Origin of the sequence: Kitasatospora sp. NPDC059408, from assembly GCF_042751525.1 — a bacterium.
GTDB lineage: Bacteria > Actinomycetota > Actinomycetes > Streptomycetales > Streptomycetaceae > Kitasatospora.
The window spans coordinates 1-26,955 of sequence record NZ_JBHYWI010000105.1 but is presented as its reverse complement, the minus strand read 5'-3'; the positions used below and the strand labels follow the sequence as shown (position 1 = coordinate 26,955).

General features: G+C 74.7%; 22 protein-coding genes. 14 read left to right on the top strand and 8 right to left on the bottom strand.

What is annotated here, in order from left to right; all coding sequences use genetic code 11:
• Window positions 1-1,189, bottom strand: a 1,189-nt coding sequence (locus tag ACFXDE_RS39280) for a putative Ig domain-containing protein (RefSeq protein WP_380499111.1), incomplete at its 3' end; no start/stop codon positions are given.
• Between the two features lie 136 nt (window positions 1,190-1,325).
• On the bottom strand, window positions 1,326-2,267 hold the full coding sequence (locus ACFXDE_RS39275) for a hypothetical protein (RefSeq protein ID WP_380499110.1): 942 nt from the start codon (window positions 2,265-2,267) through the stop codon (window positions 1,326-1,328).
• A gap of 173 nt (window positions 2,268-2,440) precedes the next feature.
• Between ACFXDE_RS39275 and ACFXDE_RS39270 the strand changes: the two genes are divergently transcribed.
• On the top strand, window positions 2,441-3,562 hold the full coding sequence (locus ACFXDE_RS39270; RefSeq protein ID WP_380499109.1) for an alpha/beta hydrolase: 1,122 nt from the start codon (window positions 2,441-2,443) through the stop codon (window positions 3,560-3,562).
• A gap of 124 nt (window positions 3,563-3,686) precedes the next feature.
• Window positions 3,687-6,158, top strand: coding sequence for an ArnT family glycosyltransferase (locus ACFXDE_RS39265; protein WP_380499108.1), 2,472 nt, complete (start codon window positions 3,687-3,689; stop codon window positions 6,156-6,158).
• A gap of 69 nt (window positions 6,159-6,227) precedes the next feature.
• On the opposite strand, the gene ACFXDE_RS39260 is transcribed toward ACFXDE_RS39265, so the two are convergent.
• From ACFXDE_RS39260 to moaA, 3 genes are all read right to left on the bottom strand, one after another.
• Window positions 6,228-7,799 carry an alpha/beta hydrolase gene (locus ACFXDE_RS39260; protein ID WP_380499107.1) on the bottom strand — a complete coding sequence of 524 codons (1,572 nt, stop codon included), beginning with the start codon at window positions 7,797-7,799 and terminating at the stop codon, window positions 6,228-6,230.
• 79 nt (window positions 7,800-7,878) lie between these two features.
• Complete coding sequence (locus tag ACFXDE_RS39255; RefSeq protein ID WP_380499112.1) at window positions 7,879-8,571, bottom strand: HNH endonuclease family protein; 693 nt, start codon at window positions 8,569-8,571, stop codon at window positions 7,879-7,881.
• 189 nt (window positions 8,572-8,760) lie between these two features.
• Window positions 8,761-9,756 (bottom strand): GTP 3',8-cyclase MoaA, encoded by a 996-nt coding sequence (moaA, locus tag ACFXDE_RS39250; RefSeq protein ID WP_380499106.1) that lies wholly within the window; start codon window positions 9,754-9,756, stop codon window positions 8,761-8,763.
• Window positions 9,757-9,901: 145 nt separating this feature from the next.
• On the opposite strand from moaA, the gene ACFXDE_RS39245 reads away from it, so the two are divergent.
• The 5 genes from ACFXDE_RS39245 (at window position 9,902) to ACFXDE_RS39225 (ending at window position 14,960) form a co-directional block, all read left to right on the top strand.
• Window positions 9,902-10,513 carry an NTP transferase domain-containing protein gene (locus ACFXDE_RS39245; protein WP_380499105.1) on the top strand — a complete coding sequence of 204 codons (612 nt, stop codon included), beginning with the start codon at window positions 9,902-9,904 and terminating at the stop codon, window positions 10,511-10,513.
• A gap of 175 nt (window positions 10,514-10,688) precedes the next feature.
• Entirely contained in the window at window positions 10,689-11,543 is an 855-nt protein-coding gene (locus ACFXDE_RS39240; protein WP_380499104.1) for a hypothetical protein, read from the top strand.
• A 182-nt stretch (window positions 11,544-11,725) separates the two neighbouring features.
• Complete coding sequence (locus tag ACFXDE_RS39235) at window positions 11,726-12,598, top strand: hypothetical protein (protein ID WP_380443538.1); 873 nt, start codon at window positions 11,726-11,728, stop codon at window positions 12,596-12,598.
• A 174-nt stretch (window positions 12,599-12,772) separates the two neighbouring features.
• Window positions 12,773-13,705: a (2Fe-2S)-binding protein gene (locus tag ACFXDE_RS39230; protein ID WP_380499103.1), complete on the top strand. Its 933-nt coding sequence runs from the start codon at window positions 12,773-12,775 to the stop codon at window positions 13,703-13,705.
• Window positions 13,706-13,919: 214 nt separating this feature from the next.
• Entirely contained in the window at window positions 13,920-14,960 is a 1,041-nt protein-coding gene (locus ACFXDE_RS39225) for a DUF2637 domain-containing protein (RefSeq protein WP_380499102.1), read from the top strand.
• A 38-nt stretch (window positions 14,961-14,998) separates the two neighbouring features.
• Here ACFXDE_RS39225 and ACFXDE_RS39220 read toward each other — a convergent pair whose 3' ends face one another.
• Both ACFXDE_RS39220 and ACFXDE_RS39215 read right to left on the bottom strand, forming a co-directional pair.
• A complete protein-coding gene (locus ACFXDE_RS39220) occupies window positions 14,999-17,284 on the bottom strand; it encodes a SpoIIE family protein phosphatase (RefSeq protein WP_380443543.1) in 2,286 nt (761 codons plus the stop codon).
• 356 nt (window positions 17,285-17,640) lie between these two features.
• Window positions 17,641-18,156, bottom strand: a complete 516-nt coding sequence (locus ACFXDE_RS39215) for an ATP-binding protein (RefSeq protein ID WP_380443545.1) — start codon at window positions 18,154-18,156, stop codon at window positions 17,641-17,643.
• 515 nt (window positions 18,157-18,671) lie between these two features.
• On the opposite strand from ACFXDE_RS39215, the gene ACFXDE_RS39210 reads away from it, so the two are divergent.
• From ACFXDE_RS39210 to ACFXDE_RS39195, 4 genes are all read left to right on the top strand, one after another.
• Window positions 18,672-19,382 (top strand): urease subunit gamma, encoded by a 711-nt coding sequence (locus tag ACFXDE_RS39210; RefSeq protein ID WP_380499101.1) that lies wholly within the window; start codon window positions 18,672-18,674, stop codon window positions 19,380-19,382.
• Window positions 19,379-21,094, top strand: a complete 1,716-nt coding sequence (locus tag ACFXDE_RS39205) for an urease subunit alpha (protein WP_380499100.1) — start codon at window positions 19,379-19,381, stop codon at window positions 21,092-21,094. The genes ACFXDE_RS39210 and ACFXDE_RS39205 overlap by 4 nt, the downstream gene beginning before the upstream one ends.
• A gap of 24 nt (window positions 21,095-21,118) precedes the next feature.
• Window positions 21,119-22,162, top strand: coding sequence for an agmatine/peptidylarginine deiminase (locus ACFXDE_RS39200; protein WP_380499099.1), 1,044 nt, complete (start codon window positions 21,119-21,121; stop codon window positions 22,160-22,162).
• A 100-nt stretch (window positions 22,163-22,262) separates the two neighbouring features.
• Window positions 22,263-22,862: a TetR family transcriptional regulator C-terminal domain-containing protein gene (locus ACFXDE_RS39195; protein ID WP_380499098.1), complete on the top strand. Its 600-nt coding sequence runs from the start codon at window positions 22,263-22,265 to the stop codon at window positions 22,860-22,862.
• A gap of 21 nt (window positions 22,863-22,883) precedes the next feature.
• On the opposite strand, the gene ACFXDE_RS39190 is transcribed toward ACFXDE_RS39195, so the two are convergent.
• The gene (locus tag ACFXDE_RS39190) at window positions 22,884-24,638 is read right to left on the bottom strand and encodes a hypothetical protein (protein WP_380499097.1); all 1,755 of its coding nucleotides are present in this window, start codon (window positions 24,636-24,638) and stop codon (window positions 22,884-22,886) included.
• 282 nt (window positions 24,639-24,920) lie between these two features.
• Here ACFXDE_RS39190 and ACFXDE_RS39185 point away from each other — a divergent pair, with 282 nt between their 5' ends.
• From ACFXDE_RS39185 to ACFXDE_RS39175, 3 genes are all read left to right on the top strand, one after another.
• Entirely contained in the window at window positions 24,921-25,433 is a 513-nt protein-coding gene (locus ACFXDE_RS39185; RefSeq protein WP_380499096.1) for a hypothetical protein, read from the top strand.
• A gap of 94 nt (window positions 25,434-25,527) precedes the next feature.
• The gene (locus ACFXDE_RS39180) at window positions 25,528-26,190 is read left to right on the top strand and encodes a DUF3105 domain-containing protein (protein ID WP_380443559.1); all 663 of its coding nucleotides are present in this window, start codon (window positions 25,528-25,530) and stop codon (window positions 26,188-26,190) included.
• A gap of 14 nt (window positions 26,191-26,204) precedes the next feature.
• Window positions 26,205-26,885, top strand: a complete 681-nt coding sequence (locus tag ACFXDE_RS39175) for a DUF305 domain-containing protein (RefSeq protein ID WP_380499095.1) — start codon at window positions 26,205-26,207, stop codon at window positions 26,883-26,885.
• The last annotated feature ends 70 nt before the right edge of the window (window positions 26,886-26,955 follow it).

Genomic DNA, 26,955 nt, shown 5'->3' with positions numbered 1-26,955 from the left:
ACGCGCTGTTGTCGATCACACCGCTCGACGCCGTCCACGGCGCCGCCGAACCCGTCTCGAAGCCCGCGTTGCCCAGCAACTGCGCCGGCGTGCAGGAGCCACCCGCGCCCAGGACCGACCAGTTGAAGCTCGTGGTCGCGGTCGCCCCGGTCGCGTCGGTGACCGTGACCGTCACGGGGAACTGCCCGATCGTGTTCACCGCGCCGGAGATCAGGCCGGTCGAGGAGTCGACCGACAGGCCGGTGGGCAGGCCCGTGGCGGAGTACGACAGCGGCGCGGTGCCGCCGGAGGCCTGGAGCTGGAGGCTCACCGAGCCGTTGACGGTGGTCGACTGGTCACCGGGGCTGCTCACCGACACGGCGCTGCCGCCGCCCGGCTTGGTGAGCAGGCAGCCGGCGACGCTCAGGTCGATGGCCCGGCCCGCGCCGAGGCAGGTGGTGAACCAGTAGGTCTCCTCGCCGTAGCTCTGGCCCTTGGTGGCGGTGGTGCTGCCGTCGGCGGCGACCTCGCACGGGTTGTTGAGGGTGCACATCTGGCCGTCGTCGTTGCCGGTGTTGTTGATGCCGACGATCCGCCCGCTCGCGGAGTCGATGATGGGCGAGCCCGACGTGCCGTGGGTGGTGTTGCAGCCGGAGTTGTAGCGCAGCGAGTCGTGCCAGGTCCACTGGTCCTCGCGCAGGGTGGGCACGAACCCGTTGACGGAGCAGTTCCAGACCTGCTTCCAGTACGACGAGGGTATGTACATCGCCGCGCCGTTGACCGGGTGGCCGTCGTTGACGGTCAGCGCGGTGACGCCGTAGCGGCTCTTGATCGCGCCGTAGGTGTCGGTGAGTTCGTAGAGCGTGACGTCGGTGCCGGTCATCGTCGCGTACAGGACCTTGTCGGCCTGGACGGTGCCGAGGCTGTTCCCGGCGCCGTCGAGCAGGGTGCCGCTGCGACTGGCGGGGACGTTCTGGATGACCTGGCCGGCGCTCGGCATGGTGGGCAGGCAGTGGCCGTTGGTGAGCATGAGCGCCCGGTCGCCGTCGACGGAGGCGGGGTAGCGGACCAGCGAGGCCGAGCAGTCGTCGAGCGCGATGGTCGCCGTGAGGTCGGCCGCCTGGACGGCCTGTGCGGGGGCGGCGGCGAGTGTCAGCCCGCCGGCGATGACCGCGCTCGCGCCGGCGACGGCGACAAGTCTCTTGAACATGGCTCTCCTTGTGGGGGATCGCGGGGTGCCCGACTGGTCGCCGAGGCCCGCGCCGCACGAAAGTGCCATGGCCACTTCAAGGGGTCAACAGTCCTGACCGAAAAAGGCCGGGGAACGCCGTCGAACGTCAAGGACGCTACGGTTGCGGGAAGTTGTTCTGGTCCACGTCCTCGGTCTTGGCGTTGCCGCCGACCACCGGCTTGAGGGTGATCGACCACGACGTGGCGGTGCGCCCGGTCTCGAAGGCCAGCGTGTCCTGGAACTTGGTGAACCGGCAGCTCCGGGTGAACGCCTTCGCGTCGTTGTCCCAGTCCACGCCGCCCGAGAAGTACACCTCGTACGTCCCGTCCCGGACGCCCTCGATGCTCGCGTTCGAGCCCTTGGCCACGTACACCGAGTTGACCGCCTTGCCGTCCAGGGCGAGCGTGACGACGGCGTCCGACGAGCCGCCGTTGTCGACCTTGAACACGCCCTCGCCGTTCAGCCGCCCCTTGCGGACCAGCGTGCCGTTGTCCAGCGTGCGGTTCTGCGCCGCCGGGAGCTGCGGGACGGCGAAGGTGGTCGGGTAGCCGGCCGTCGCCATCTTCGCGAGGGAGGCGGTGACGGCCTTCAGGCTCGCCGCCTGGCCCACCTCCGCGAGGCCGGCGCCGAGCCCGCACACGGTCTTGTGCTTGATGTCGCCCTGGATCTTCGCCATCTCGGTGCCGAGCTGGGTGAGGGCGGACGCGAGGTCGCTCTGCGTGATCCCGACCTCGGGCGGCTGGTCGGCCGTGCGCAGCGTGAGGCTCGCGGCCTTGGCGCTGGTGGCGATCCCGGCGAGGTCGGTGTCGAGGTCGGCGAGGGTCGTGGCCGAGGTCACCTTGCCGAGCGCGGTGGTGACCGGGTCGACGGCTCCGGTGAGCACGGGCCCGTACGCGGGCCGGGTCGGCGTCGGCCGGGGCGTGGCGGTCGGCGCCGGCGGCGCGGCGGAACCACCGGACGGCTTCGGATCCGCGGCCGACCGTCCTCCCCCGCTGGAACAGGCCGCCAGCAGCAGCACCGATCCGACGGCCAGACCGGCCTTGGTGATGGACCTCATGAACCCCGCCCCCACGTGTCGTCCCCCGCACGCGCCGCGCACACTACGTGCACGTATCCCGCGGGACATCGTCCCGGAGCGTGCGCAGCAAGGTCAACAGGGCGCACAAGGAGCGTACGGGCGCGCACGAGGGGCGCGCGGGGAGCCTGCGGCGGTCAACTACCATCGGGCCCGTGCTCAGTCTCACCGGCCTCCCCCTCCAGATCGTCGCGTCCGTGATCGCGATCGCCGTCTTCGCCGCCACCATGTGGCTGTGGCCGAGATTCGGCGGACGGACCTGGAGGTCCTGGCTCGGCCGGATCGGCGCCTTCCTCGCGACCCAGGTCTCGGTGCTGATCGCCATGGGCCTGGTCGCCAACAGCTACTTCGGCTTCTACAGCTCGTGGACCGACCTGCTCGGCACCAGCGGCAAGAACGGCACCGTGGTCGACCACACGCCCAACGCCTCCGGCGTGGCCGTGACCGGCGAGCAGAAGTTCTACTCGGCCCAGGGCTCGGACCCCGAGCGCTCCGGCCTGATCCAGAAGGTCGACGTCAAAGGAGCGGGCAGCGGCCTGACCAGCGAGGCCTACGTCTACCTGCCGCCGCAGTACTTCCAGCCGGACTACGCCAAGCAGCGCTTCCCGATGGCCCTGGTGCTCACCGGCTACCCGGGCACCCCGGAGAAGCTGATCTCGCTCATGCAGTACCCGGCGTCCACCCTCGACGCGATCACCCAGAAGAAGCTGCCGCCGACCATCCTCGTGATGACCAGGCCCACGCTCGTCGGCAACCGGGACACCGAGTGCGTCGACGTGCCGAACGGCCCCCAGGTGGAGACCTTCTTCACCACCGACCTGCCCAAGGCCCTCGCCACCACCTACCGGATCGGCACCGCCCCGGACAACCGGGCCGTGATCGGCAACTCCACCGGCGGCTACTGCGCGCTCAAGTTCGCCCTGCGCAAGCCGGACTCCTACCCCGCGGCGATCGCGCTCTCCGGCTACTACAGCGCGGCCCACGACGAGACCACCGGCGACCTGTTCGGCGGCAGCGACAAGCTGAAGCAGGAGAACGACCTCCTGTGGCGGCTGAAGAACCAGCCGCCCGCCCCGGTCTCGCTGCTGCTGACGACCGCCAACGACGAGAACAACTACGGCGAGACCCAGGCCATGGTCGGCGCCTTCAAGGCCCCGACCAAGATGTCCACGATCACCCTGGACACCGCCGGCCACAACTTCCACACCTGGACCCGCGAGATCCCCCCGGCCCTGGAGTGGCTCGGCAAGCACCTGGTCATGCCCCAGCCCGCCTGAGCCTGCGGCGAGCCGTCCCGTCGGGCCGCCGAGAACGGCCGAACCGGGCGTGAAACCCTAGATCACACCCGGCTCACAGTCCCGTCTCACGCTTCTCTCAGGCGCGCCACGCACGGTATGGCGCATGACCACGACCAGCTACACCCAGCCGGCCGGTGAACCGTGGCCCGAGGCCGCGGACTTCCCGCCGCCGGAGGTGCCCCAGCCGGCCCCCGCACCGGTCCCGGCACCGCTCTTCCCCGAGCAGTCCCTGCCGCCGGCCGGACCCAAGGGCCCGGCCTCCTGGTCGGGCCGGCTGCGTACCCTCCCCGCCCGTGCCTGGCGCGGCCGCGCCGACGACCCCCGCTGGGTGCGCCCGGCCCTGCTCGGCCTGATGGCCGCCACCGCCGTCCTCTACCTGTGGGACCTCAGCGCCTCCGGCTGGGCCAACGCCTTCTACTCCGCGGCCGTCCAGGCGGGCAGCCAGAGCTGGAAGGCGTTCTTCTTCGGCTCCTCCGACGCCTCGAACTTCATCACGGTCGACAAGCCCCCGGCGTCGCTGTGGCCGATGGCGCTGTCCGCGCGGATCTTCGGCCTCTCGTCGTGGTCGCTCCTCGCCCCGCAGGCGCTCATGGGCGCCGCCACCGTCGGCGTCCTGTACGCGGCGGTGCGCCGCCGCTTCTCCCCGCTCGGCGGCCTGCTCGCCGGTGCCGCGTTCGCCCTCACCCCGGTGGCGGCGCTGATGTTCCGCTTCAACAACCCGGACGCGCTGCTCGTCCTGCTGCTCACCGTCGGCGCGTACGGGCTGATCCGCGCGATCGAGACGGCGAGCACCCGGTGGCTGCTGTTCACCGGCGCCGTGTTCGGCTTCGCGTTCCTCACCAAGACCCTGGCGGCGTTCCTGATCCTGCCCGCCTTCGCGGTGATCTACCTCGTCGTGGCGCCCACCGGCCTGTGGCGGCGGGTGCGCCAGACGCTGCTCGCGGGCGTCGCGCTGGCCGTCGCCGGCGGCTGGTGGGTCGCGGTCGTCGAACTGCTGCCCGCCTCCGCCCGCCCGTACGTCGGCGGCTCGCAGGACAACAGCTTCCTGTCGCTCACCTTCGGCTACAACGGCCTCGGCCGGGTCGACGGCAACGAACGCGGCAGCGTGGGCGGCGGCGGCCGCCTCCCGGCCGGGCTCGACCTGCCGGCCGGCGCCGCGCAGGGGATGAAGAACCGCGGCTGGGGCCAGACCGGCATCACCCGCCTGTTCGGCAGCGACATCGGCGGCCAGATCGCCTGGCTCCTGCCGGCCGCGCTGATCCTGCTGCTGGTCGCGCTCTGGGCGACCCGCCGCTACGCCCGCACCGACACCGCCCGCGCGGCGTTCCTGGTCTGGGGCGGGTGGCTGGTCTCCACCGCGCTGATCTTCAGCTTCATGTCCGGGATCTTCCACCAGTACTACACCGTGGCGCTCGCCCCGGCCGTCGCCGCACTGGTCGGCATGGGCGTGGACGGGCTGTGGCGGGCGCGCCACCGCCTGCCGTACGCGCTGGTCCTCGCGGGAACCCTCGCGACGACGGCGGTGTGGGCGTTCGTCCTGCTCGGCCGCAGCTCGGACTTCCTGCCGTGGCTGCGCTGGGCGGTCCTGGCCGCCGGGCTCGCGGCGGCGGCCGCGCTGGTAGCCGGGCAGTTCGCGGGGCGGACCTCCGGGCGGACCGGGGCGCGGATCGCCTCGGTGGCCGGCCTCGTGGGCCTCGCGGCGGCGCTCGGCGGCCCGGCGGCGTACGCGGTGGACACCGTCGGCACGGCGCACAACGGCTCGATCATCACGGCCGGGCCGTCCGTCAAGGGCGCGTTCGGGCCGGGCTCGTTCGGCAAGGGCGGCCGGGGCGGCAAGGGCGCCACGGGCAACGGCCGGGGCTTCGGCGGCCAGTTCCCCGGCGGGCAGGGCGGTCAGGGCGGGCAGGGCGGCCAGGGCGGCTTCCCCGGCGGCCGGGCCCCCCACGGCCAGAACGGCGGCGGCTTCCCGGGCGGCTTCGGCGGCGGCCAGGGCGGCTTCCCCGGTGCCGGCAACGGCTCCGGCAACAGCTCCGGCAGCGGCAGCGCCGACGGCGGTCGCCACGAGCGCGGCAACGGCACCGGCACCGGCACCCCGGGCATGCCCGGCGCGGCGGACCCCGAGGGCGCGGGCGGCTTCGGCGGCCCCGGCGGCACGGGCGGCGGCATGGGCGGCGGCATGGGCGGCCTGCTCGGCGGTACCAAGGTCGGCGACGAGGCCGCGGCCCTCCTCAAGCAGGACGCCGACCACTACACCTGGGCCGCCGCGACCACCGGCTCCCAGAACGCCGCGAGCTACCAGCTCGCCACCGGCAAGCCGGTGATGGCCCTCGGCGGCTTCAACGGCACCGACCCGTCGCTGAGCCTGGCCGACTTCCAGAAGTACGTCCAGGAGGGCAGGATCCACTGGTTCATCGGCGGCGGCTCGCACCGCGGCTTCGGCGGCGGCGGTGCCGGCGACGACAGCGGGCAGCAGAACGAGAGCGCCCAGATCGAGGCGTGGGTGACCGGCCACTTCACCGCGAAGACGGTCGGCGGCGCCACGTTCTACGACCTCACGGCGGCCCCGTCCTCCTGAGCCGGACGAACCCCGAGGGGCGCACCGCGAACCACGCGGTGCGCCCCTCGGCGCGTCGACGGCCGGCCGTCAGTCCGTCGCGCAGTGCGTGCCCGCCTCCGGCAGCCGCCCGTCCACCAGGTACGAGGTGACCGCGCCGCGCACGCAGCCGCTCTTGTCGTACGCGGTGTGCCCGTCGCCCTCGCGCGTCAGCAGCACGCCGTGCTCGAAGCCGGCCGCCATCCGCTGCGCCCACGGGTAGGGCGTGACCGGGTCGCCGGTGGAGCCGACGACGAGGACCGGGGCGCTGCCCGGCGCCCGCACCGTGTGCGGCTGCTCGGTCGAACGGTAGGGCCAGGGGCGGCAGTCGGGGTCGAGCAGGGTGGCCCGGGTGTCGTGCGAGCCGGTCAGCGGGGCCCGGGCGGAGAGGTCGGCGAGCGCCTCGCGCAGGTCCGCGTCGGTGGGCGCCAGCGGGGCGTCGGCGCAGTGGATCGCGGCGTACGCGTCGGCGGGCGTCTCGAAGTGGCCGTCCTCGTCGCGGCCGGTGTTGGCGTCGGCGAGCTTGAGCAGTTCGTCGCCGTCGGCGCGGGTGATCGCGGGTTCGATGGCCGTGCGCAGCCGCTCCCACGAACGGTGCCCGTCGTAGAGGACGTTGAGGACGCCGTTCCAGCCGAGGGTCGCGGTGACCGGCCGCCCGCCGGAGGTGCTCAGCGGGTGCTTCTTGAGGCCGTCGAGGAACGTGGCGAGCCGCTTGGGGGCGGTGTCCGGGTCGGTGCCGAGCGGGCAGAAGTCCTCGGCCGAGGCGCAGTCGGCGGCGAACGCGGTGAACTCGGTCTCGGTGGCAACGGCCTGCTCGCCGTTCATGTGCAGGAGGTCGGTGCTGCGCTCGACGGCGCCGTCGAGCACGAGCCGGCCGGTGCGCTCGGGGAACTCCTCGGCGTACAGGGCGCCGAGGTAGGTGCCGTAGGAGAGGCCGAGGAAGTCGAGCTTGCGGTCGCCGAGGGCGCTGCGCAGCACGTCCATGTCGCGGGCGCTGTTGCGGGTGCCGACGAACGGGAGCACCTTGGCGTACTTGGCCCCGCAGGCGTCGGCGAGCACCTGGCCGTGGTCGTAGGACGGGTCGTCGGTGCTGGTCCACTCGTCGCGGGTGCGGTCGTCGAGGCAGGTGACGGGGATCGTGCGCCCGGCGCCGCGCGGGTCGAAGCCGACCAGGTCGAAGTGGTCGTGCAGCGGGGTGTCGAAGCTCCGCCAGCCCCACTGGACCTGGGAGACGCCGGAGTTGCCGGGGCCGCCGGGGTTGAGCACGAGCGAACCGAGGCGGTGGGCCGGGTCGGCGGCGGGCACGCGGGCGAGGGCGACGTCGATGGTCTCGCCGCCGGGGTCGGCGTAGTCGAGCGGCACCTTGAGGACGGCGCACTGCACGACCGTCTCCTCGGGGTCGCCGTTGCCGTCGTCGCTGCAGGGCGCCCACGCGATCCGCTGGTCGTAGAGGGCGCGCAGGGCCGGGGAGGCGGTGTCGGAGACCCGTTCGGCGATCGGCGCGCGGGGGGCGGTGCCCGCTGCGCCGCCCGGGGCGACGGAGCCGGTGCAGCCCGCGGGCAGCGCGACGGCGAGGGCGGCGGCGAGGGCCGGCAGGGCGCGCCGCGGGTACCGGGGGATCATCGAGTCCACCGCCCACGAATACCACCTGGCCGGTGCTCCGGTCACGCCGGGGACCTGCGGGGACGGCGGGATCGGGCGTTCACCGGGCGGAGCACTGTTCGAGCATGGTCTTCTTGTCGGCTTCGGTGACCGGGAGTTGGTACTTGAGCGACACCTGGGCGAAGCGCACCGCGTACGCGCAGCGGATCTCGGTGTCGGCCGGCAGCCACGCGGCCGGGCCGGAGTCGCCCTTGGAGGCGTTCTGGGAGCCGTCGGCGGGGATCAGGTTGAGCGGGTCGTTGGCGATCCGGACGCGCTTGGCCCTGTCCCACGTGGCGGCGCCCATCTGCCAGTCGTAGGAGAGCGGCATCACGTGGTCGATCTGGATCTTCGTGGCCTGCTGCTTGGTCCACCGGACGGTCGTGCCGGTGTACGGGTCGAGGATGGTCATCGCGGTGACGACGCAGTCCGAGCCGTCCTTGTGCTCGACGGCCGTGCCGTCGCGGGCGAGCAGGTCGTTGCGGGTGTCGCAGTTGTTGCGCCCGAGCGGGACGCCCTCGACGTTGTCGGTCCAGGCGGGCCCGAACTCGCTCCGGTCGTAGCCGTCCCGCGGGCCGGGGGCGGCGGTGGCGACCTTCGCGATGAGGTCGCGGCCGGCCTTGCGGTCCTGCGGCGAACTCAGCGGCGCGAGACCGGGTTTGGTGCCGTCGGGGTTCTCCAGCGGACTGGTGCCCGCGCCCCCGGCCCGGACGTGCGGAGTGCCGTCGCGCCCGCCGACGAGCCACCCGGCCAGCGCGAGCACGCATATGGGGAACACGGTGGCGGCGGACAGCGCGGTGCGGCGGGCGGGCACGGAGGACTCCCGGGGTGAGGGGCGGTCTGACGGCGCACCAGCAGATCAGCCACCCCAAGAGCTGGTCAAGGCGACGCCACGCGAACCCCAAGGAGCATGTCGAAGATCACAATTGCCGAACGGCGCGCCCTATCCGCCGATCGCGGACATCGGGCGCTCCGGCCGGACGAAGTCCTCGGAGTTGATGGCGTGTCCGGGGCCCTTGCGGCCGATGGTGGCGCGCCAGGCCGCCTCCACCGCGTCGTCGTCGGCGCCGCCGCGCAGGAGGGCGCGCAGGTCGGACTCCTCGGTCGCGAACAGGCAGTTGCGCAGCTGCCCGTCCGCCGTGAGGCGGACCCGGTCGCAGCCGCCGCAGAACGGGCGGGTGACGGAGGCGATCACGCCGATCACGGTGTCGGTGCCGGCGACGCGCCACTCCTCGGCGGGGGCGTTGCCGTGCCGGCCGACCGGGACGAGGTCCCAGCGGGCGCCGAGGACGGCGAGGATCTCGTCGGCGGTGACCATCGTCGAACGGTCCCAGGCGCCCTGCGCGTCCAGCGGCATCGACTCGATGAACCGCATCCGGTAGCCGTGCTCGGCCGCGAACTCGGCGAGCGGCACGATCTCGTCGTCGTTGACGCCGCGCACCGGCACGGCGTTGACCTTCACCGGCGCGAGGCCCGCGGCCTGCGCCGCGGCCAGGCCGGCGAACACGTCGGCGATCCGGTCCCGGCGGGTGATCGCCGCGTAGCGCTCGGGCCGCAGCGTGTCCAGGCTGACGTTCACCCGGTGCAGCCCGGCCTCGCGCAGCGCGGCGGCGGTGCGGGCGAGCCCGATGCCGTTGGTCGTCAGCGACACCTCGGGGCCGAGCGCGGTGATCCGCCCGACCAGGTCCGGCAGGCCGCGGCGCAGCAGCGGCTCGCCGCCGGTGAGCCGGACCGACGTGATCCCGAGCCGCCGGACGGCGATCCGCACCAGCCGCAGCACCTCGTCGTCGCCGAGCACCTCGGCCTTGGGCAGCCAGTCGAGACCCTCGGCCGGCATGCAGTACGTGCAGCGCAGGTTGCAGCGGTCGGTGAGCGAGACCCGCAGGTCGGTGTGGACCCGGCCGAAGCGGTCCAGCAGCGGGCGCGGTGCGGTGTTCATCTGCCAAGTACAGGGGCCGCGGGGGCGCACCGCCAGCGGCCGAACCGCCGGGGACCGGCCACGACCTGCGGCTTCGCCTTGTGGATTCGTACAACTGTGGGTTCCCACGATGCGCGGCGGCGCCCCGGGCGGGCAGGCTGGGCCCATGCAGACCACTCCCGGGCCCCCCGCGCCGGTCGCCGCGCTCGTGCTCGCCGCCGGCGGCGGGCGCCGGCTCGGCGGGCGGCCCAAGGCGCTGATCCGCTACGACGGCCGGCCGCTGGTCGAACACGCGGTGGCCGTCGTGCGGGCCGGCGGCTGCACGGACGTGACGGTGGTGCTGGGCGCCGAGCGCGAGAAGGTCCGCGCCACCGCCCACCTGCCGGGCTGCCGTCTGGTCGCCAACCCGGACTGGGCGGGCGGCATGGGCTCCTCGCTGCGGGCCGGCCTGGCCGCGCTCGCCCCGGGCGCGTCCGCGGTGCTGGTGATGCTCGTCGACACCCCGGGCGTCACCCCGGCCGCGGTGGCCCGCCTGCTGGCCGCGCACCGGGCGGGCGCCGACCTCGCCGCGGCGGCCTACGGCGGGCGGCGCGGGCACCCGGTGCTGATCGGCGCCCGGCACTTCGCGGAGGCCGCCCGGGGCGCGACGGGCGACGCGGGAGCCCGCGCGCTCCTGACGGCGCACGCGGACGCGATCACGCTCGTCGAGTGCGCCGACATCGCCGTCCCGGACGACCTCGACACCCCGGCCGACCTGGCCCGCTGGTCCGCCGGGTGACCATCCGCCCGGCGCACACCACCGGCCCGCGCCGCCCCACCGCACGCTCCGCACACCGACCGGCCGCACACCCCTGATCTCTCCCTGAGGATTGCCCCATTCCGCGTCCATCGGCCCCGGTTTCAGGGAGCATGGGAGGCGTCCTCCCACCCGACTCGAACGGACGGAGCCCGAGATGGCCGGACTGCCCGACGACTTCACCGGACACGACCCCGCTCGCCACGGGCCGGGGGCGGGCGGTGGCGGCCGGGCGATCCGCTGCCCGGCCTGCCGCCGCGAACACCTCTACGAACCGCCCTCGCTGCCCTGTCCCTGCGGCGCCTCCCTGAAGGTGCCGCTGCTGCGCGGCGGCGTGCCCGTGCAGGTGCGCTTCCGCTCCTGGGAGGACTCCTGGCTGAGCATGCGCTGTCCGCACTGCGGGCGCTCCGACCAGTGGCCGCAGCCCGAGTTCACCTGCAACTGCGGCGCCACCGTCCGCCTGCCGGTGGACCGCACCACCCGCCTGGGCGGCGGCGGCACCGCCGCCCCGCTCGGCGGCACCGGGCCGCAGCCCGCCCGCCCGTACCCGGCGCACCCGATGAACGCCCCGGTGCCCGCCCCGCCCGGCGGCAGCGGCGGCCCGGCCAAGCCCTTCCGCCACCGCGCGCCCTTCCGCCCGCACCCGGTGCGCACCTCCCAGGACGCCGTGTTCACCGCCGCCCGCTACCTGGAGTGGCTCGGCTTCGACGACCTGGAGCTGACGGAGGCCCAGGAGCGCGACGGTGTCACCCTGCTGGGCAGCCGGATGGTCGCCCAGGTCGACACCTGGACCGAGCCCGCCGACGTCAAGTCGGTGGAGTGCCTGTGGCTGCAGACCCTGCACGCCGAGGAGATGGCCGCCGCGATGTTCACCCTCGCCGGCTACTCCCACCAGGCCACCGTCCGCGGCGAACAACTGCTGGTCGCCCTGTTCAGCCTGGACCTCGCCGGCGTCCCGCAGCCCGCCAACGGCGCCGCCGAGGCGCTGATGGAGACCGGCTGGACCTCCTGACCCCGCCCGCCCCACTGGATCGATTCCTCCGCGGACGCAACAACCTGCGCTCGTGATCTGGTGCACAAGCTCACCCGCGTGTTGAATTGCCGCCACAGCGCGGACCCCGTCCTGTCGCCGAACTCCCCTCGCCCGCAAGGTGAGCAGGAGCCCGGCGCCAGGACCTGCGGGGTGCCGTGCCGATGCTGGATGGCGCACACAAGGAGGTGGCGTTGTCGGAGCACGGATGGGGCCCGAGCGGCCCGGACGGGCGGGGGCGGGCGGCACCGGAGGAGCCGGGGGACGCCGTGTGGCGGCTACGGTCCCGGGGGTGCTGGCAGGAGGCCGCCGACGTGCTGCGACCGGCCGCCGAACACGATCCGGCGGTCGCCCTCGGGCGCGCCGAACTCCTCATCGAGCGCTGCCTGTTCACCGCGGCGCACTGGACGCAGGCGGAGCAGGCGCTGCGCCTGGCCGAGGCCGGCGTCACCACCACCGAGCAGCGCGCGGCCGCCGCCTGCGCCCGCGGCTTCCTGGCGTACCTCGCCAGCGTGCTCGGCCCCCGCGACCGGCTCGACGAGGCGCAGGCCGCGTTCGGCCGCACCTCGGCACTGCTCCCGCCGGACGCCCCCGGGCGCCCGCTGCTGGACTTCCGCCGCGGCCTGGTCGCGGAGAACCTCCTGCGGGACCGCGGTGCCGCCTGGATCGCCTACCGCAGGGCGCACGACGGCGCCGGCGAGCGCGGCGACGAGCTGCTGCGCTCCTACACCTGGCGCCACCTCGCCGCACTGGCGCTCGCGCGCGGGGACCACGGCCACGCCCGTGAGGGCTTCGACGCCTCGCTGCGCCTGCGCGAGCAACTCGGCTTCACCGTGGGCGTCGCACCGGCGCTCGCGGCGCTCGCCGAGGTGTCCGAACCGGCCGAGGCGGCCCGGCTGCGCGCCGAGGCCACCCGGCTCGTCCACGCCCTGGGAGGCGTACCCGTGTGGCTCGCGCGTCAGCTGGGCGCGGGCCGCGCTCCGGCGCCTCCCCCGGACGGACGCATCGGACGGGAGACCAGGGGCAGCATCAGCTAAGGTGAGCCTAACCTGGCCGGGGAGAGCAGCGCCCCGGCCGGGTTCGCCTTGCCGCTCCCGGGCACCGCCATGCCCCGGCCCGGCGCGGGCGCGCGCCGGGGCTCCGCCCAGCGGTCCGGCGGGCCCCGCCGTGCCACCCGCCGGCGGGCCCGGACGACCCGATGGGGCCCGCCCATGACCGCGACCAGCGCCACCGCGAGCAGCACCCGGCCCGGCCCCGCGCCGCGCGCCCCGCACACCACCACGGCCGGCCCCCACCCCGACGCCTCCGATCCCGCCGACCCCGCCGACCCCTGCGCCGCCGCCTACCGCCGGCTCGCCGTCCTCTCCCCCGTCCTGCGCGTGCACTGCGCCCCGCCCCGGCGCGGCCGCGGCTGGATCCCCGCCGCCGACCTCGCCGACCGCCCCGGGGCCGTCCGCGACCTGATCGCCCACGACGCCCGCCAGGGCCTCGCCCGCCACGGGCAGCCGCTGCGCCCGGACGTCGCCGCCGGCTTCGCCCTGCACCGCTTCGCCTGGCCCGCCTCCCTGCTGTTCACCGCGCCGTGGTTCCTGGAGCGACGCGTCCCGCTGCTCACCCCCGCCGACGTCTCGCTGCGCCGCCGCACCGGCGAGGTGACGGTCCGCCCGGGCGCCTTCGCCTGCCTGCCCGAGGACCCGGCCGCCGGCCTGCCGCAGGCCCGGCCGGTGCCGGGCGGGGCCGCGCTGGCCGCCGAACTCCGGCGGGCGGTGGGCGGGTTCCTCGCGCCGGTGCTGGCCGCGTTCCGCCCCGAGGTGCGGCGCGGGCCGCGCGTGCTGTGGGCGATGGCCACCGACGCGGCGGTCGAGGGGCTCTGGCACGTCGCCGGACTGCTCGGCGAGGAGGAGCGGGCGCGGACCGAGCTGACCGCCCTGCTGGACCCGGCCGCCCCGGCGTGCGCGCCCGGCGCGGCCACCACCTCCGCCCCGGGCCCGTCCCCCTTCACCCCGGGCGCCGGTTTCGGCCCGCGGGGCGGCGGCCCCGGCGGTCCTTCGGGTACCGACCGGGCGCGCGCCAGCTGCTGCCTCGTCTACACCGCCGAGCCCGCGGCGATGTGCGGCGGCTGCCCGCGCGTCACGCGGAATTGACGAAAGGACGTGCGAGCGGGAATCCGGAAAGCCCGGAATTCCGGCAATCGTCCGCCGCACATTGATACGAAAATGCGATTGAGTCGGGGTCAGAAATCCCTCTACTCAGCGCATTGACGGCGAATCGGCCATTCCTTCGGCACGCATCCGTCATGATGGTCCCCGCCATCACGACGCAGGAACGCGACGCAGGAAAGCGAGGCTGGTCCCGGCGATGAAATTGTCCGACATACCGCTCGGCTGGGCCGTCACCGGAGGCGTAGGGCTGCTGGTCAGCGCACTCCTCCTGGCCCTGGCCCGGAGCCGGGGATCCGCCGCCGCGGGCGCGGACACCTGGGAGCGAACCGAGGAACGGCGCCGCCGCAAGGAATCCCTGTACGGGGGTGCCTCCTACACGCTGCTGTTCTGCTGCGCCGCCGTCGCCGCCGCGCTCTCCTTCCACGGCCTGGTCGGCTTCGGGGTGCAGAACCTGAACCTCTCCGGCGGCTGGGAGTACCTGGTGCCGTTCGGGCTCGACGGCGCGGCGATGTTCTGCTCGGTGCTCGCCGTCCGCGAGGCCAGCCACGGCGACGCCGCCCTCGGCTCGCGCCTGCTGGTGTGGCTGTTCGCCGGCGCCTCCGCCTGGTTCAACTGGGTGCACGCCCCGCGCGGCTTCGGCCACGCCGGCGCCCCGCAGTTCTTCTCCGGGATGTCGCTCTCGGCGGCCATCCTGTTCGACCGGGCGCTCAAGCAGACCCGCCGGGCCGCCCTGCGCGAGCAGGGGCTCGTCCCGCGGCCGCTGCCGCAGATCCGCATCGTGCGCTGGCTGCGCGCGCCGCGCGAGACGTACGCGGCCTGGTCGCTGATGCTCCTGGAGGGCGTGCGCAGCCTCGACGAGGCGGTGGACGAGGTCCGCGAGGAGAAGCGGGAGCGGGTGGCGGAGAAGGAGCGCCGCAGGCTCGCCGGGCGCCGGGAGCGCGCCGAGATCCGGGCGATCAGCCGCAGCAACGGCGCCTGGCGCGGCGGACGCGGCGGCGCCCGGCAGTTGGAGTCCGCCGGCTCGGAGCCCGCCATAGCCGGCGGGCCCGGGGCGGAGCGCTCCGCCGGCCCCCGCGGGGTCGAGGCCGCGGCCGGGGGCACCGTGGTGCCGCCCGGCCTCCCGGCCCGCCCCGAGCTGCGCACCATCGACCTCACCGCCGACGAGGACACCGTGACGCTGCCCCGGCTGGACTCGCTGGAGCAGAAGCTCAAGGACCTGGAGCAGCAGTTCGGCTAGCGCCGCGGCACGGGCGCGCTCCTACGCTGCCGCGGCTCCTACGCGGCAGCGGCGCCGCCGCTGAGTTCGAACCACATGCGCTTGCCGGAGCCGCGCGGCTCGACGCCCCAGGCGTCCGCGAGCGCCTCCACGAGCATCAGGCCACGTCCGGAGGAGGCCTGTTCGCCCGGTGTCCGGCGGGTCGGCCACAGGTCCGACTCGTCCTCCACCTCGACCCGCAGCCGGGCCCGGCCGCCGTCGGAGGCCGCCTCCCGGTAGAGGCGGGCGGTGAACATGGCGTCCCGGTCGGTGTGCCGGATGGCGTTGGTGACCAGCTCGGAGGAGAGCAGCTCGGCGGTGTCGATGAACTCGGCGACGCCCCAGCGGCGCAGCGCGTCGCGCAGTTCCGCCCGCACCTCGGCGATGCGGGCGAGGTCGGCCTGGCCGATCCGGCGGCGCAGCTGCTGGGCGGCCAGGCCGCCGGCCGGTCCGTCCCAGCGCAGGAGGAGCAGCGCTATGTCGTCCTCGCGCTCGCTGGAGTCGGCGGCCTGGGAGGCGATCCGGTCGGCCAGGTCCTCCAGCGGGTCGCGGGCGGCCTCCTCGGCGGGCGGGAGCGGCTCGGCGAGCGCCCTGGTGAGCCGGGCGACGCCCTCGTCCAGGTCCATGCCGCGGGACTCCACCAGGCCGTCGGTGCACAGCAGCACCGTCTCGCCCGGGTCGAGGCTGAAGCGGGTGACCCGGTACTCCTGGTCGGGGTCGATGCCCAGCGGCAGGCCGCCGGCCACCGGCACGGTGGCCGCGGTGCCGTCCGAGCGGCGCACCACCGGGTCGAGGTGGCCGGCCCGCACCGCGTAGACGACGCCGTAGTCCACGTTGACCTCGGCGTAGGTGCAGGTCGCGAAGTGGTCGGTGTCCAGGTCGGCGAGGAAGCGGGAGGCGCGGGCCATCACGGCGGCCGGCGGGTGCCCCTCGGCCGCGTAGGCGCGCAGCGCGATCCGCAGCTGGCCCATGATCCCGGCGGCGTGCACGTCGTGGCCCTGGACGTCGCCGATCACCAGGCCCACGTGCCCGCCGGGCAGCGGCACCACGTCGTACCAGTCGCCGCCGATCTGCAGCCCGGAGCCGGCCGCCAGGTAGCGCACGGCCGTGGTGACGCCCGGTACGGACGGCACGGTGCGCGGCAGCATCACCCGCTGGAGGCCGGCCGCCAGCTCGTGCTCGGCGTCGTGCAGCCGGGCCCGGGCCAGCGACTGGGCGACCAGGCCGCCCAGCGTCGTCAGCAGGGTCCGCTCGTCGGCGTCCAGCTCGCGCTCGTCGTCGAAGCTGACCACGCACACGCCGATCGCCCGGCCGCTGGCCACCAGCGGCAGGTAGGCCCAGGAGCCGCGGCCGTTGCGGCTGGTCGGCTCCCACACGTCGGGGTAGCAGTCGCGGTACTCGTCGCGGGAGGAGACGAACACCGGCGCGCGGTGGCGCAGCGCCTCGGCGGCGGGGTGGCCTGCGGGCAGCAGCGTGCGGTCCCAGATGGCGAGCGCGCCGGGCCGGTAGCCGGAGGCGCCGAGGATCCGGGCCCGCCCGGCCTCGAAGGCGGCCAGCACCAGGCCGTCGGGCGGCAGCCCGGGCAGCGGCAGCTCGGTGAAGACCCGGGCGACGTCCCGAACGGTGACCGCCTCGGACAGCGCGCGGGCGGCCTCCTTGATGAAGCGGGAGCGCTCCTCGCGCAGCAGCGCTAGCCGGTCGGCGCGGTCGCGCTTGTGCAGTTCGACGGTGGCGTCCCAGACGAAGCCGACCATCCGGGAGGCGCGCCCGAAGGCGTCGGCGAGCACCCGGCCGCGGAAGCGCACCGCGCGCATGGTGCCGTTCGGCCCGACCGTGCGGTAGTAGGCGCCGCACTGGCCGAGCTCGGCGACCGCGCGCTCGACCCGGCGGCGCACCACGGGCGCGTCCTCGGGGTGCAGCAGGGCGAGGAAGGAGGCGGCGGTGCGGTCGAACGCGCCCTGGCCGACCTCGTCCAGGCCGATGATCGCGCAGGCCCGTGGGTCGCCCTCCAGCACGTCGCGGCGGATGTCCCAATCGAAGGAGCCGATGCCGTTGGCGGCCATCGCGGGCTCCAGCCAGTCCGGCATGGCGTCGCCGGCGGCGGACGGCAGCCCGCCGGGGAGCATCGGCGCCAGGCGGCCGACGGCCCCGGGGGCGGTGCGCAGCGGGCGCCGGCGCACGGCCTGGGCGGGCGGCTTCGCCCGGCCGGTGCCCGTGGTCGTGGGACCGGGTGAGCCGACCGGCGGGTCGGCCGTGGACGCGCCGGGAGGAAGCGCCGGCCCCGGCGACTCGGGCTCAGTGGGCATGCTGCTCCTGCCGCTGCCGTGACGGACCCGCCGACCGTCCGGCCGGACCGCGTGGCGATGTGGTGGGTGGTGCTGGATCGGACGGTGCCGGCCTGCGGCGGTCAGTCGAGGTACCGTCTCCCCGCTGCTCTCCGCACGTGGTCACACATTCCCACCATCCTGGCCAATGTTCGGCCCAGCGGCAATGGCAACGGGCCGGAAATCTTCTGTTCCGCCTTCTGTTCAGGGCGTCCTTCGACGACGAATGAACCGCATCCGAACTATTCTGCGGGCAGGTCGCGCGCTCCGGCGATTTCCGCGGCGCACCGGCGCGGCACCGGCTGCGGATCCGACCGTAGGCCCGGCCGCGGGTCCGGTCAGGGCGTCGCGAGCTCGAACCAGGTGACCTTGCCGTCGCCGCGCAGCTGGACGCCCCACGCGTCCGCGAGCGCCTCGACCAGCATGAGCCCGCGGCCCGAGGTCGCGTACTCGGCGTCCGGGTCGCGCCGGCGGCCGGGCAGCCGGGTCGCGCCGTCCTGCACCTCGATCCGCAGCCGGTGGTCGGTGCCGAGCACCGCGTCGAACACCGCGCCCTTGCCGGTGTGCAGCAGCGCGTTGGTCACCAGCTCGGAGGAGAGCAGCTCGGCGGTGTCGGAGAGCTCCGGCACCCCCCAGTGGCTCAGTGCGGTGCGCAGCCGGTGCCGGACCGAGCCGACGGCGACCAGGTCGGCCGGGTCGAGCGTCAGATGGAGCCGGCGGTGCAGCGCGCAGCCGGGGGCGGTGGCACCCGGCAGGGCGGTCCCCGTCGTGCCGCCCGGAGCCTGGACCGGCCCGGACCGGTAGGCGTCGCCCGAACTCGTCCGCTGCCGCGGGAATCGCGACTGACCGTCCATCACCACTTGCCCCCGCCCTCGCATCCGGGCCCCCGGGCAGGATCCCCCGCCCGCCGGGTGGCCCTCCTCGTTCCGACCACCATCCTCATGCCCAGCTGACGGCGTTTGCAACAGTGTGCGTCCGATCACGTGGGGTGAAAGGGGCACGGGGAGGTTCGCGTGATCCAACTGCCCGCGCCGGACGGGTTTGCGAAGCGCAGAGCCCGCATTCGAGCCCTCCCCTCGCCGATCCCGCGCACACCCGGCGCGCGGAACCGTGCCCTCCCCGCGCCGTGCGCCGGCCCGTCCCGCCGTCGAGCCCCCTCCCCCGCGCGCCCCGCTCACCCCGCCCGCCGCCCCGGCGCGCCGAACCGGCGCGGAGCCGCAACGCTGGACAGAGCGGCCCGGGCCGGGTTCAATGGCCCGAGAAGTTTGAACGACGTTCTAAACACCCCTGAGCGCCCCGAACGTCCGAGCACCCCCCGAGCCGACCCCCCACCTGCCCGAGGGGCCCGACGAGCCGCGAGCGAGGAACCGTGCGACTGACCCCCACCGAGCGGGACCGGCTGCTGATCTTCACAGCAGCCGAGCTGGCCCGCGCCCGCCGCGCCCGGGGCGTGCGCCTCAACATCCCCGAGGCCACCGCCCTGATCGCGGACACCGTCTGCGAGGCCGCCCGCGACGGCCGGCGCCTGGCCGAGGCCATCGAGGCCGGACGCAGCGTCCTGACCGCCGACGACGTCCTGCCCGGCGTCCCCGACGTCGTCACCGTCGTCCAGGTCGAGGCCGTGTTCGACGACGGCACCCGCCTGGCCGTCGTCAACGACCCCTTCAAGGGCGCCGGCTCGCTCGGCGACGAGGCCCCCGGCGGCGCGCTCGCCGGCGACGGCGCCGGCTACGACCCGGTCGAGGAGACGCTCCTGCTCCCCGTCCACAACACCTCCGAGGTGCCGATCTCGGTCACCTCCCACTTCCACTTCTTCGAGGCCAACCCGCGCCTGGCCTTCGACCGCGCCGCCGCCTACGGCACCCACCTCGCCGTCCCGGCCGGCTCCTCCGTGCGCTTCGACCCCGGCGCCACCGTCGAGGTCGGCCTGGTGCCGATCGGCGGCGAACGCGTCGCCATCGGGTTCGCGGGCCTCGTCGACGGCCCCCTGGACGCCCCCGGCGCCAAGGAGGCCGCCCTGGCCAAGGCCCGCGCCACCGGCTACCTGACCGGCTTCGACGACTCGGAGGTGCCCTCGTGAGCTCGATCACCCCGCACGACTACATCTCCGTCCACGGCCCCCGCGCCGGGGACCGCGTCCGGCTCGGCGACAGCGGCCTCATCGTCCGCGTCGAGTCCGACTCCCAGGCCCCCGGCGAGGAGTTCCTGGCCGGCTTCGGCAAGACCGCCCGCGACGGCCTGCACCTCAAGGCCGCCGCCGTCCGCGACACCTGCGACGTCGTCATCAGCAACGTCCTCGTCATCGACGCGATCCAGGGCGTGCGCAAGACGTCCATCGGCCTCGTCGACGGCCGGATCGCCGCCATCGGCCGCGCCGGCAACCCCGACACCCTCGACGGCGTGGACGTCGTCGTCGGCACCGGCACGACGATCGTCTCCGGCGAGGGCCTCATCGCCACCGCCGGCGCCATCGACACCCACGTCCACCTGCTCTCGCCGCGGATCATGGAGGCCTCGCTCGCCTCCGGCGTCACCACCATCATCGGCCAGGAGTTCGGCCCGGTCTGGGGCGTCGGCGTCAACTCCCCCTGGGCGCTGCGCCACGCCTTCAACGCCTTCGACGCCTGGCCGGTCAACATCGGCTTCCTCGGCCGCGGTTCGTCCTCCGACCCGGCCCCGCTGATCGAGGCCCTCGCCGAGGGCGGCGCCTCCGGCTTCAAGGTGCACGAGGACATGGGCGCCCACACCCGCGCCCTCGACACCGCACTGCGCGTCGCCGACGAGTACGACGTCCAAGTGGCCCTGCACACCGACGGGTTGAACGAGTGCCTGTCCGTCGAGGACACCATCAAGGTGCTGGAGGGCCGCACGATCCACGCCTTCCACATCGAGGGCTGCGGCGGCGGACACGTCCCCAACGTCCTCAAGATGGCCGGCGTCCCCAACGTCATCGGCTCCTCCACCAACCCCACCCTGCCGTTCGGCCGCGACGCCCTCGGCGAGCACTTCGGCATGATCGTCTCCGCGCACGACCTCAAGGTCGACCTGCCCGGCGACGCCGCCATGGCCCGCGACCGCATCCGCGCCGGCACCATGGGCGCCGAGGACGTCCTGCACGACCTCGGCGTCATCGGCATCACCTCCTCCGACGCCCAGGGCATGGGCCGCGCCGGCGAGACCGTCCGGCGCACCTTCGCCATGGCCGGCAAGATGAAGGCCGAACTCGGTCCCCTCGACGGTGGGTACGGGACCACCGAGGGCGGCGACGACAACGAGCGCGTCCTGCGCTACATCGCCAAGCTCACCATCAACCCCGCCATCGCCCACGGGCTCTCCCACGAGGTGGGCTCGATCGAGGTCGGCAAACTCGCCGACATCGTCCTGTGGCGCCCCGACCACTTCGGCGCCAAACCGCAGCTCGTCCTCAAGGCCGGATTCCCCGCCTACGGCGTCGTCGGCGACCCCAACGCCTCCACCGACCGCTGCGAACCCCTGGTCCTCGGACCGCAGTTCGGCGCCCACGGCGCCACCGCCGCCGACATCTCGGTCGCCTTCGTCGCCCAGGCCGCCGCCGACGGCGCCTACCTCGACCGCCCCGCCGACGGCCTGCCCACCCGCCGCCGCCGCGTCGGCGTCCGCGGCACCCGCGGCATCGGGCCCCGCGACATGGTGCGCAACGCCCGCCTCGGCCACGTCGAGGTCACCGAGACCGGCCTGGTCTCGCTCGACGGCTCGCCGCTGCGCTCCGAACCGGCCGACAGCGTCTCGCTCAGCCGCCTCTACTTCCTCTGACCTCCTCCCCCAAGGACCCCCCTGATGACCACCCCCACGCCCGCCTCCCTCGGCTACCGGATGCCCGCCGAATGGCACCCGCACGACCGCACCTGGATGGCCTTCCCGACCACCAACCCCACCTTCGACACCCCGGAGAACCTGCACGCCGGACGCGAGGCCTGGGCCGCGGTCGCCAACACCATCGTCCGGTACGAGCCGGTGACCCTCATCGTCAACACCGGGGAGAGCGCCGAGGCCAGGAGGTACGTCTCCGAGCAGGTCGAGATCGTCGAACGCCCCCTGGACGACGCGTGGATGCGCGACATCGGCCCGTCCTTCCTGATCGACGGCAAGGGCTCGCTCGCCGCCGCCGACTGGATCTTCAACGGCTGGGGCGCCCAGTCCTGGGCCCGCTGGGACAAGGACCAGCACATCGCCGAGCACATCGGCGAACTGACCGGCGTCCGGCGCTTCGTCTCCCGCCTGATCAACGAGGGCGGCGGCATCCACGTCGACGGCGAGGGCACCGTGCTCGTCACCGAGACCGTCCAGCTCGGCGAGGGCCGCAACAGCGACTGGACCAAGGAGCAGGTCGAGGCCGAACTGCACGCCTTCCTCGGCACCACCAAGGCCGTCTGGCTGCCGCGCGGACTCACCCGCGACTACGACGAGTTCGGCACCCGCGGCCACATCGACATCGTCGCCTCCTTCGTGCGCCCCGGCGTCGTCGTCGCCCACGTCCAGCCGGACCCGGCCCACCCCGACCACGCCGTCTGCCAGGAGCTCGTCGCCATCCTGCGCGCCTCCACCGACGCGCAGGGCCGCCAGCTGGAGGTCGTCGAACTGCCCGCCCCCACCGTGCTGTTCGACGAGGACGGCGAGCCGGTCGACTACTCCTACATCAACCACTACGTGGCCAACGGCGCCGTCATCCTGTGCGGCTTCGACGACCCGCGCGACCAGGAGGCCGCCGACATCCTCGGCGAGGCCTACCCCGGCCGCACCGTCGAACTCGTCGACGCCCGCGGGATCTTCGCCAACGGCGGCGGCATCCACTGCATCACCCAGCAGCAGCCCGAGGCCTGACGGGACGCCACCGGAGCGGGGGACGCACGCCCCGCTCCGGTAGCGTTCGGTCCCGCTGCGAACCACGACCTCCGCTGCGCACCGAGGGAGAGCACGACACATGGCGGACGCCCGCCCGCGCCGGCCGGCGCGCCCCCGCGAGGAGGTCTTCGCCACCGCCCGCGCCGCGATCGCCGAACACGGGCTCGCCAAACTCACCATGGCCGGGCTCGGCAAGCAGCTCCAGATGAGCGCCGGGCACCTGCTCTACTACTTCGGCAGCAAGGACCAGCTGCTGCTGGAGACCCTCCGCTGGAGCGAGGACCAGCTCGGTGCCCGCCGCCGCGAGGCCCTCACCGACCAGGCCCGCGACCCGTGGCAGCGCCTCGACGCCTACCTGCGGCTCTACCTCCCCGAGGGCCCCGGCGACCCGCGCTGGATCCTGTGGATCGAGGTGTGGGGCCGCTCCCCCGCCAGCGCCGAACTCCGCCAGGGCCAGCAGGACATCGAGGCGCCGTGGCAGTCCGACCTGGCGGGCCTCGTCGACGAGGGCACCGCCGCCGGCCACTTCACCCCCGGCCCGACCGCCGACCGCGCCACCCGGATCCGCGCGCTGCTCGACGGGCTCGCCGTCCCCGTCGCCCTCGGCCTCCCCGGCAGCCGCACCGACGAGGCCCTCGCCCACGCCACGGCGGTGGCGCGGATCCTGCTGCGGGCGTGACGTGAGGCGGGGGACCGCTTCCTACTCCGTCCAGACGGCGGCGGCCGTGCGGTCGTCCGCGTAGCCCTTCGCCCGGACCTGCACCTGGCGCAGGAAGTCGACCGTGCCCGGCGGGTGCGGGTGGGCCCAGTGCGAGGACAGGAAGTGGGCGACGGCCGGCTCGTCGGCGATCGGGTCCGCCAGGCCCGGCGTGCAGAGCAGCAGGATGTCGCCCGGGGTCGCCGGCACCAGCCGGAAGCGGAACGGCCGCGGCTCCGGCACCGGACCGTCCGCCGGCGCCGGCACGCCGTCCGGGTGGTGCAGCAGCCGGGCCGCGTAGGCGTCGATCCAGTGACCGGAACGCAGCAGGTACAGCCCGCCGGGGCCGACCCCGAATGCCGCCCGGTAGCCGGCCGCCGGGTCCAGCGACACCATCAGGCAGTGCAGTGACGCCGGGGACGGGCCGTCCTCCCCGCCCGGCGCCAGCGCCCGCAGCGGGGCCGCCGCGCCGGTGACCAGCCGCTGGAGGCCGTAGCGCAGCCGGTCGCGGGCGCCGGCGCGCAGGTCGGCGGCGAGACCGGCCCGGCTGCGGCCGATCGCGGCGGCCAGCTGGCGGCAGGCCTCGCCGGCCGCGGTGCCGACCGCCTCGGGCGGCACGTCCTCGTCGGCCGTCGAGCCGCCGTCGTCGAACCCGTTGCGGTCGAAGCCGCCGAGCACGGCGAGCAGCAGCCCGTCCGGGCCGTCGCCGAACCGCGTCACCAGCAGCGCGTCGCGCCGCGGCTCGCCCCGGTACCGGGCGGAGTCGCCGCGCACGGACACGGCCCGCAGGACGGCCGGACCGTACTGGGCGCCCTCCAGGACGGTGTCCGCCACGACGGACCCCAGCGAGCCCGGGTCCGCCTCCGGCACGGCCGTCGGCTCCGGCCCGTACGTCGGCGGGCGCTCCCCCACGTGCGGCACGGCGTCCGCGGCGGCGGCCAGCGGCGAGCGGGCGACGGGACGGGGGGACGGAGCGGGGGCGGGTTCGGGTTCGGGTTCGGGTTCGGCGGCGAGCTCGGGAGCGAGTTCGGGTTCGGGTTCCGCGGCGTGGACGACCTCCGGCTCCGGCTCGGGGGCGCGGACGCGCTCGGGGGCCGGGTCCGGTTCGGGGGCGCGGACGGCTTCCGGTTCCGGCGCGGGCGTGCGGGCCGGTTCCGGCTCGGGCGGAGAGACGTGGACGGCCTCGGGCTCGGGCTCTCGTTCCGGTTCCGCTTCCGGTTGCGGCTCCGGCGCGGGTGCCGGTGCCGGTGCCGCGTCGACGGCGGGCCCGGCTTCGGGCTCCACGGCGGGCTCCGGCCGCACGTCCTCCGGTGCCGCTGCCGCCGCCTCGGGTGCGTCCGGCTTGTCGAGCGCGACGGGGCCCGTCCGGAAGTCCGGTGCCGGGAACTTGTGCGTCTCCGCCGACGGCGACGGCGGGGGCCACTCGACCGGCGCCGACACCGGCGTCGACACCGGGTCCGACACCGGGGCCGGGTCCGGCTGGCCGATCACGTCGAGCGCGGTGTCGAACCAGTCGTCGATGCTGTCCCGCGCGCCCACGGGCGCCTCCGCCGCGGCCCCGGCCGCCGCCTCCGCCTGCCCGCCGGTGCGCTGCGGCGCGATCAGGCCCGCCGCCGTGTCGAACCAGTCGTCGACGCTGCCCGCGCCCGGGTCCGCCCCGGGGGTGTCCGGGAGGGTGCCCGCCGGGCCGTCGTAGACGGCGTCCCACCACCCGTCGTCGGGCCGGTGGGGCTGTGCGGGTGCACCCTGTTTGCTCATCTGGCGGCTCCTGGTCGGTCCGTGGTCGCGCCGCCCCCGGCGGGGCCGGACTCGACGTCATTGTCTCCAAGTGCAACGACGCTGTCCGGGTTTCGGCGACAACCGGACACCGTCCGCAACGTTCCCGGCCACCCCGTCCGCCCCCGCGTTCAGCACCGTTCCGTCCCTGCTTGCCGGAAGTGTCCGGAGCGGGTGTTTCCGTGCCGTTCGGTGCCGTTGGGGGCCGAAAATGGGGCCGGAGGAGGGGCATCGCATCACTCGTTCGGCTGATTAAATGTGCCCATGACCGCGTCGGCCCCCAGCTCGCCCCGACCGGGGAGGGCCGCACCGGCGGGCCGCCCGGCGGGTGTGCTGTGGATCCTGCTGCTGGTCGGGCTGCTGACGGCACTGCCCTGCTCGGGCCGGGCGATGGCCGCCGACCAGGGCTCCCCGGCGCCGTCCACCGTGACGGCGGTCACCACCGTCTCCGCCGCCTCCGGCGCCACGGAGGCCACCGCGGGCACGGCCACCGGCCGCACCGCCAAGCCCGCCGACCACCACCCGCACGTCGACGGACCGCGTCACTGGACCTGGTGCTCGGCCGACGGCCGTCCCCCGCAGCGGGACAACGGCTGCTCCAGCCACCCGTACTGCGGCCAGGACGCCCAGCTGCCCAACCCGCCGCCGCACCCGCAGCCGGTGGTGTCACCGCACGCACCGGCCCCCGAGGCGCTGCCCCGGGTCGCCCCCGCCGGACTGCTCGTCGGCCCGCACCCCGCACCCGATCTGCACGAACTCCAGGTGCACCGCTCCTGAGCGGAACCCGCCGTCCGCCACCGGACGGATCCGCCCTCCCCACTTCATCCGACCGCCGCCCCAGCCGGGCGCGCGGGGACAAAGGACAACCATCATGGGTTCCGCCTCCAAGCAGTCCAGCAAGAACAAGCAGCAGGGCGCCACCGACCGCCGCGCCCGGATCGCCGAGCTGCGCGCCGCCGAGCAGCGCCGCGACCGCCGCAACAAGATCATCGCGATCGTCGCCGCGTGCGTCCTGGTCGCCGGCACCGGCGGTGCCATCGCCTGGGTCCTCAAGGACCAGAGCGACAAGAAGCACGCCCAGGAGGTCGCCGCCAACGCGGACATCCCGGGCGTGAAGACCTTCGGCGACCTGAGCCGCAACCACGTCAAGGACAAGGTCACCTACCCGATGACCCCGCCGGTCGGCGGCGACCACAACGCGGTCTGGCTGGACTGCATGGGCCACGTCTACGACCAGCCGGTCGAGAACGAGCGCGCCGTCCACTCGCTGGAGCACGGCGCGGTCTGGGTGACCTACAACGGCAAGGCCACCCCGGAGGACGTCAAGACCCTCTCCGACAAGGTCAAGGCCACCCCGTACTCGCTCATGAGCCCCTACCCGGACGAGCAGGGCACCATCACCCTGAACGCCTGGAGCACCCAGCTCGTCGTCGACAGCGCCTCCGACCCCCGGGTCAACCAGTTCTTCACCAAGTACGTCCAGGGCAAGCAGACGCAGGAGCCCGGCGCCTCCTGCACCATGGGGCAGATGTGACCGCCGGGAAGCCCGTGACCCCCGACGAACCGCAGGCCGTCGCCGCCCGGCCCCGGCGCCGGCTCTGGTGGCCGGCCGCGCTGGCCGCCGCGGTCGCGCTGGCGCTCGGTGTGCCGGCCCTGGTGGCGAGCGGGACGTCGGCCTCCGGCTCGTCCTCGCTGACCGTCCCGGCGGACAGCTCGCCCGAGGCCGGGTTCGCCCGCGACATGGCGACCCACCACCAGCAGGCGGTGGACCTGTCGTTCATCGTCCGGGACCGCACCTCCGACGAGCCGACCCGCACCCTGGCGTTCGACATCATCAACACCCAGGCCAACCAGCGCGGCATGATGATGGGCTGGCTCGACCAGTGGGGGCTGCCACAGCACTCGCCGGCCAAGCCGATGGCGTGGATGGACATGGGCCACGACTACCAGGCCCACGACGGCTCACTGATGCCCGGCATGGCGACCAACGCCCAGCTGGCGAAGCTGCGCACGCTCAGCGGCAAGGACGCCGAGGTGTACTACCTGCAGCTGATGATCGAGCACCACAAGGGCGGCGTCGAGATGGCCCAGGGCTACGTGGACCTGGCGAAGAACGACAGCGAGAAGCGGCTCGCCCAGTCGATGGTGGTCGCCCAGACCTCCGAGCTGGAGCTGATGACCGACATGCTCAAGGAGCGCGGCGCCGCCCCCGGCGTGCCCGCCTCCTGAGCCGCGTCCGCACGGGCCTGACCGGCCAAGGGGTGCGGTGGGGACGACGGAACGCTCCGTCGTCCCCACC

Coding starts and splice junctions, on each gene's coding strand:
- ACFXDE_RS39240 (WP_380499104.1), top strand. CDS start 10,689: ATGGCCGGACTGCCCGACGACTTCACCGGACACGACCCCGCTCGCCAC.
- ACFXDE_RS39185 (WP_380499096.1), top strand. CDS start 24,921: ATGACCGCGTCGGCCCCCAGCTCGCCCCGACCGGGGAGGGCCGCACCG.
- ACFXDE_RS39245 (WP_380499105.1), top strand. CDS start 9,902: ATGCAGACCACTCCCGGGCCCCCCGCGCCGGTCGCCGCGCTCGTGCTC.
- ACFXDE_RS39265 (WP_380499108.1), top strand. CDS start 3,687: ATGACCACGACCAGCTACACCCAGCCGGCCGGTGAACCGTGGCCCGAG.
- moaA (WP_380499106.1), bottom strand. CDS start 9,756: ATGAACACCGCACCGCGCCCGCTGCTGGACCGCTTCGGCCGGGTCCAC.
- ACFXDE_RS39230 (WP_380499103.1), top strand. CDS start 12,773: ATGACCGCGACCAGCGCCACCGCGAGCAGCACCCGGCCCGGCCCCGCG.
- ACFXDE_RS39190 (WP_380499097.1), bottom strand. CDS start 24,638: ATGAGCAAACAGGGTGCACCCGCACAGCCCCACCGGCCCGACGACGGG.
- ACFXDE_RS39275 (WP_380499110.1), bottom strand. CDS start 2,267: ATGAGGTCCATCACCAAGGCCGGTCTGGCCGTCGGATCGGTGCTGCTG.
- ACFXDE_RS39260 (WP_380499107.1), bottom strand. CDS start 7,799: ATGATCCCCCGGTACCCGCGGCGCGCCCTGCCGGCCCTCGCCGCCGCC.
- ACFXDE_RS39215 (WP_380443545.1), bottom strand. CDS start 18,156: ATGGACGGTCAGTCGCGATTCCCGCGGCAGCGGACGAGTTCGGGCGAC.
- ACFXDE_RS39180 (WP_380443559.1), top strand. CDS start 25,528: ATGGGTTCCGCCTCCAAGCAGTCCAGCAAGAACAAGCAGCAGGGCGCC.
- ACFXDE_RS39225 (WP_380499102.1), top strand. CDS start 13,920: ATGAAATTGTCCGACATACCGCTCGGCTGGGCCGTCACCGGAGGCGTA.
- ACFXDE_RS39235 (WP_380443538.1), top strand. CDS start 11,726: ATGCTGGATGGCGCACACAAGGAGGTGGCGTTGTCGGAGCACGGATGG.
- ACFXDE_RS39195 (WP_380499098.1), top strand. CDS start 22,263: ATGGCGGACGCCCGCCCGCGCCGGCCGGCGCGCCCCCGCGAGGAGGTC.
- ACFXDE_RS39220 (WP_380443543.1), bottom strand. CDS start 17,284: ATGCCCACTGAGCCCGAGTCGCCGGGGCCGGCGCTTCCTCCCGGCGCG.
- ACFXDE_RS39200 (WP_380499099.1), top strand. CDS start 21,119: ATGACCACCCCCACGCCCGCCTCCCTCGGCTACCGGATGCCCGCCGAA.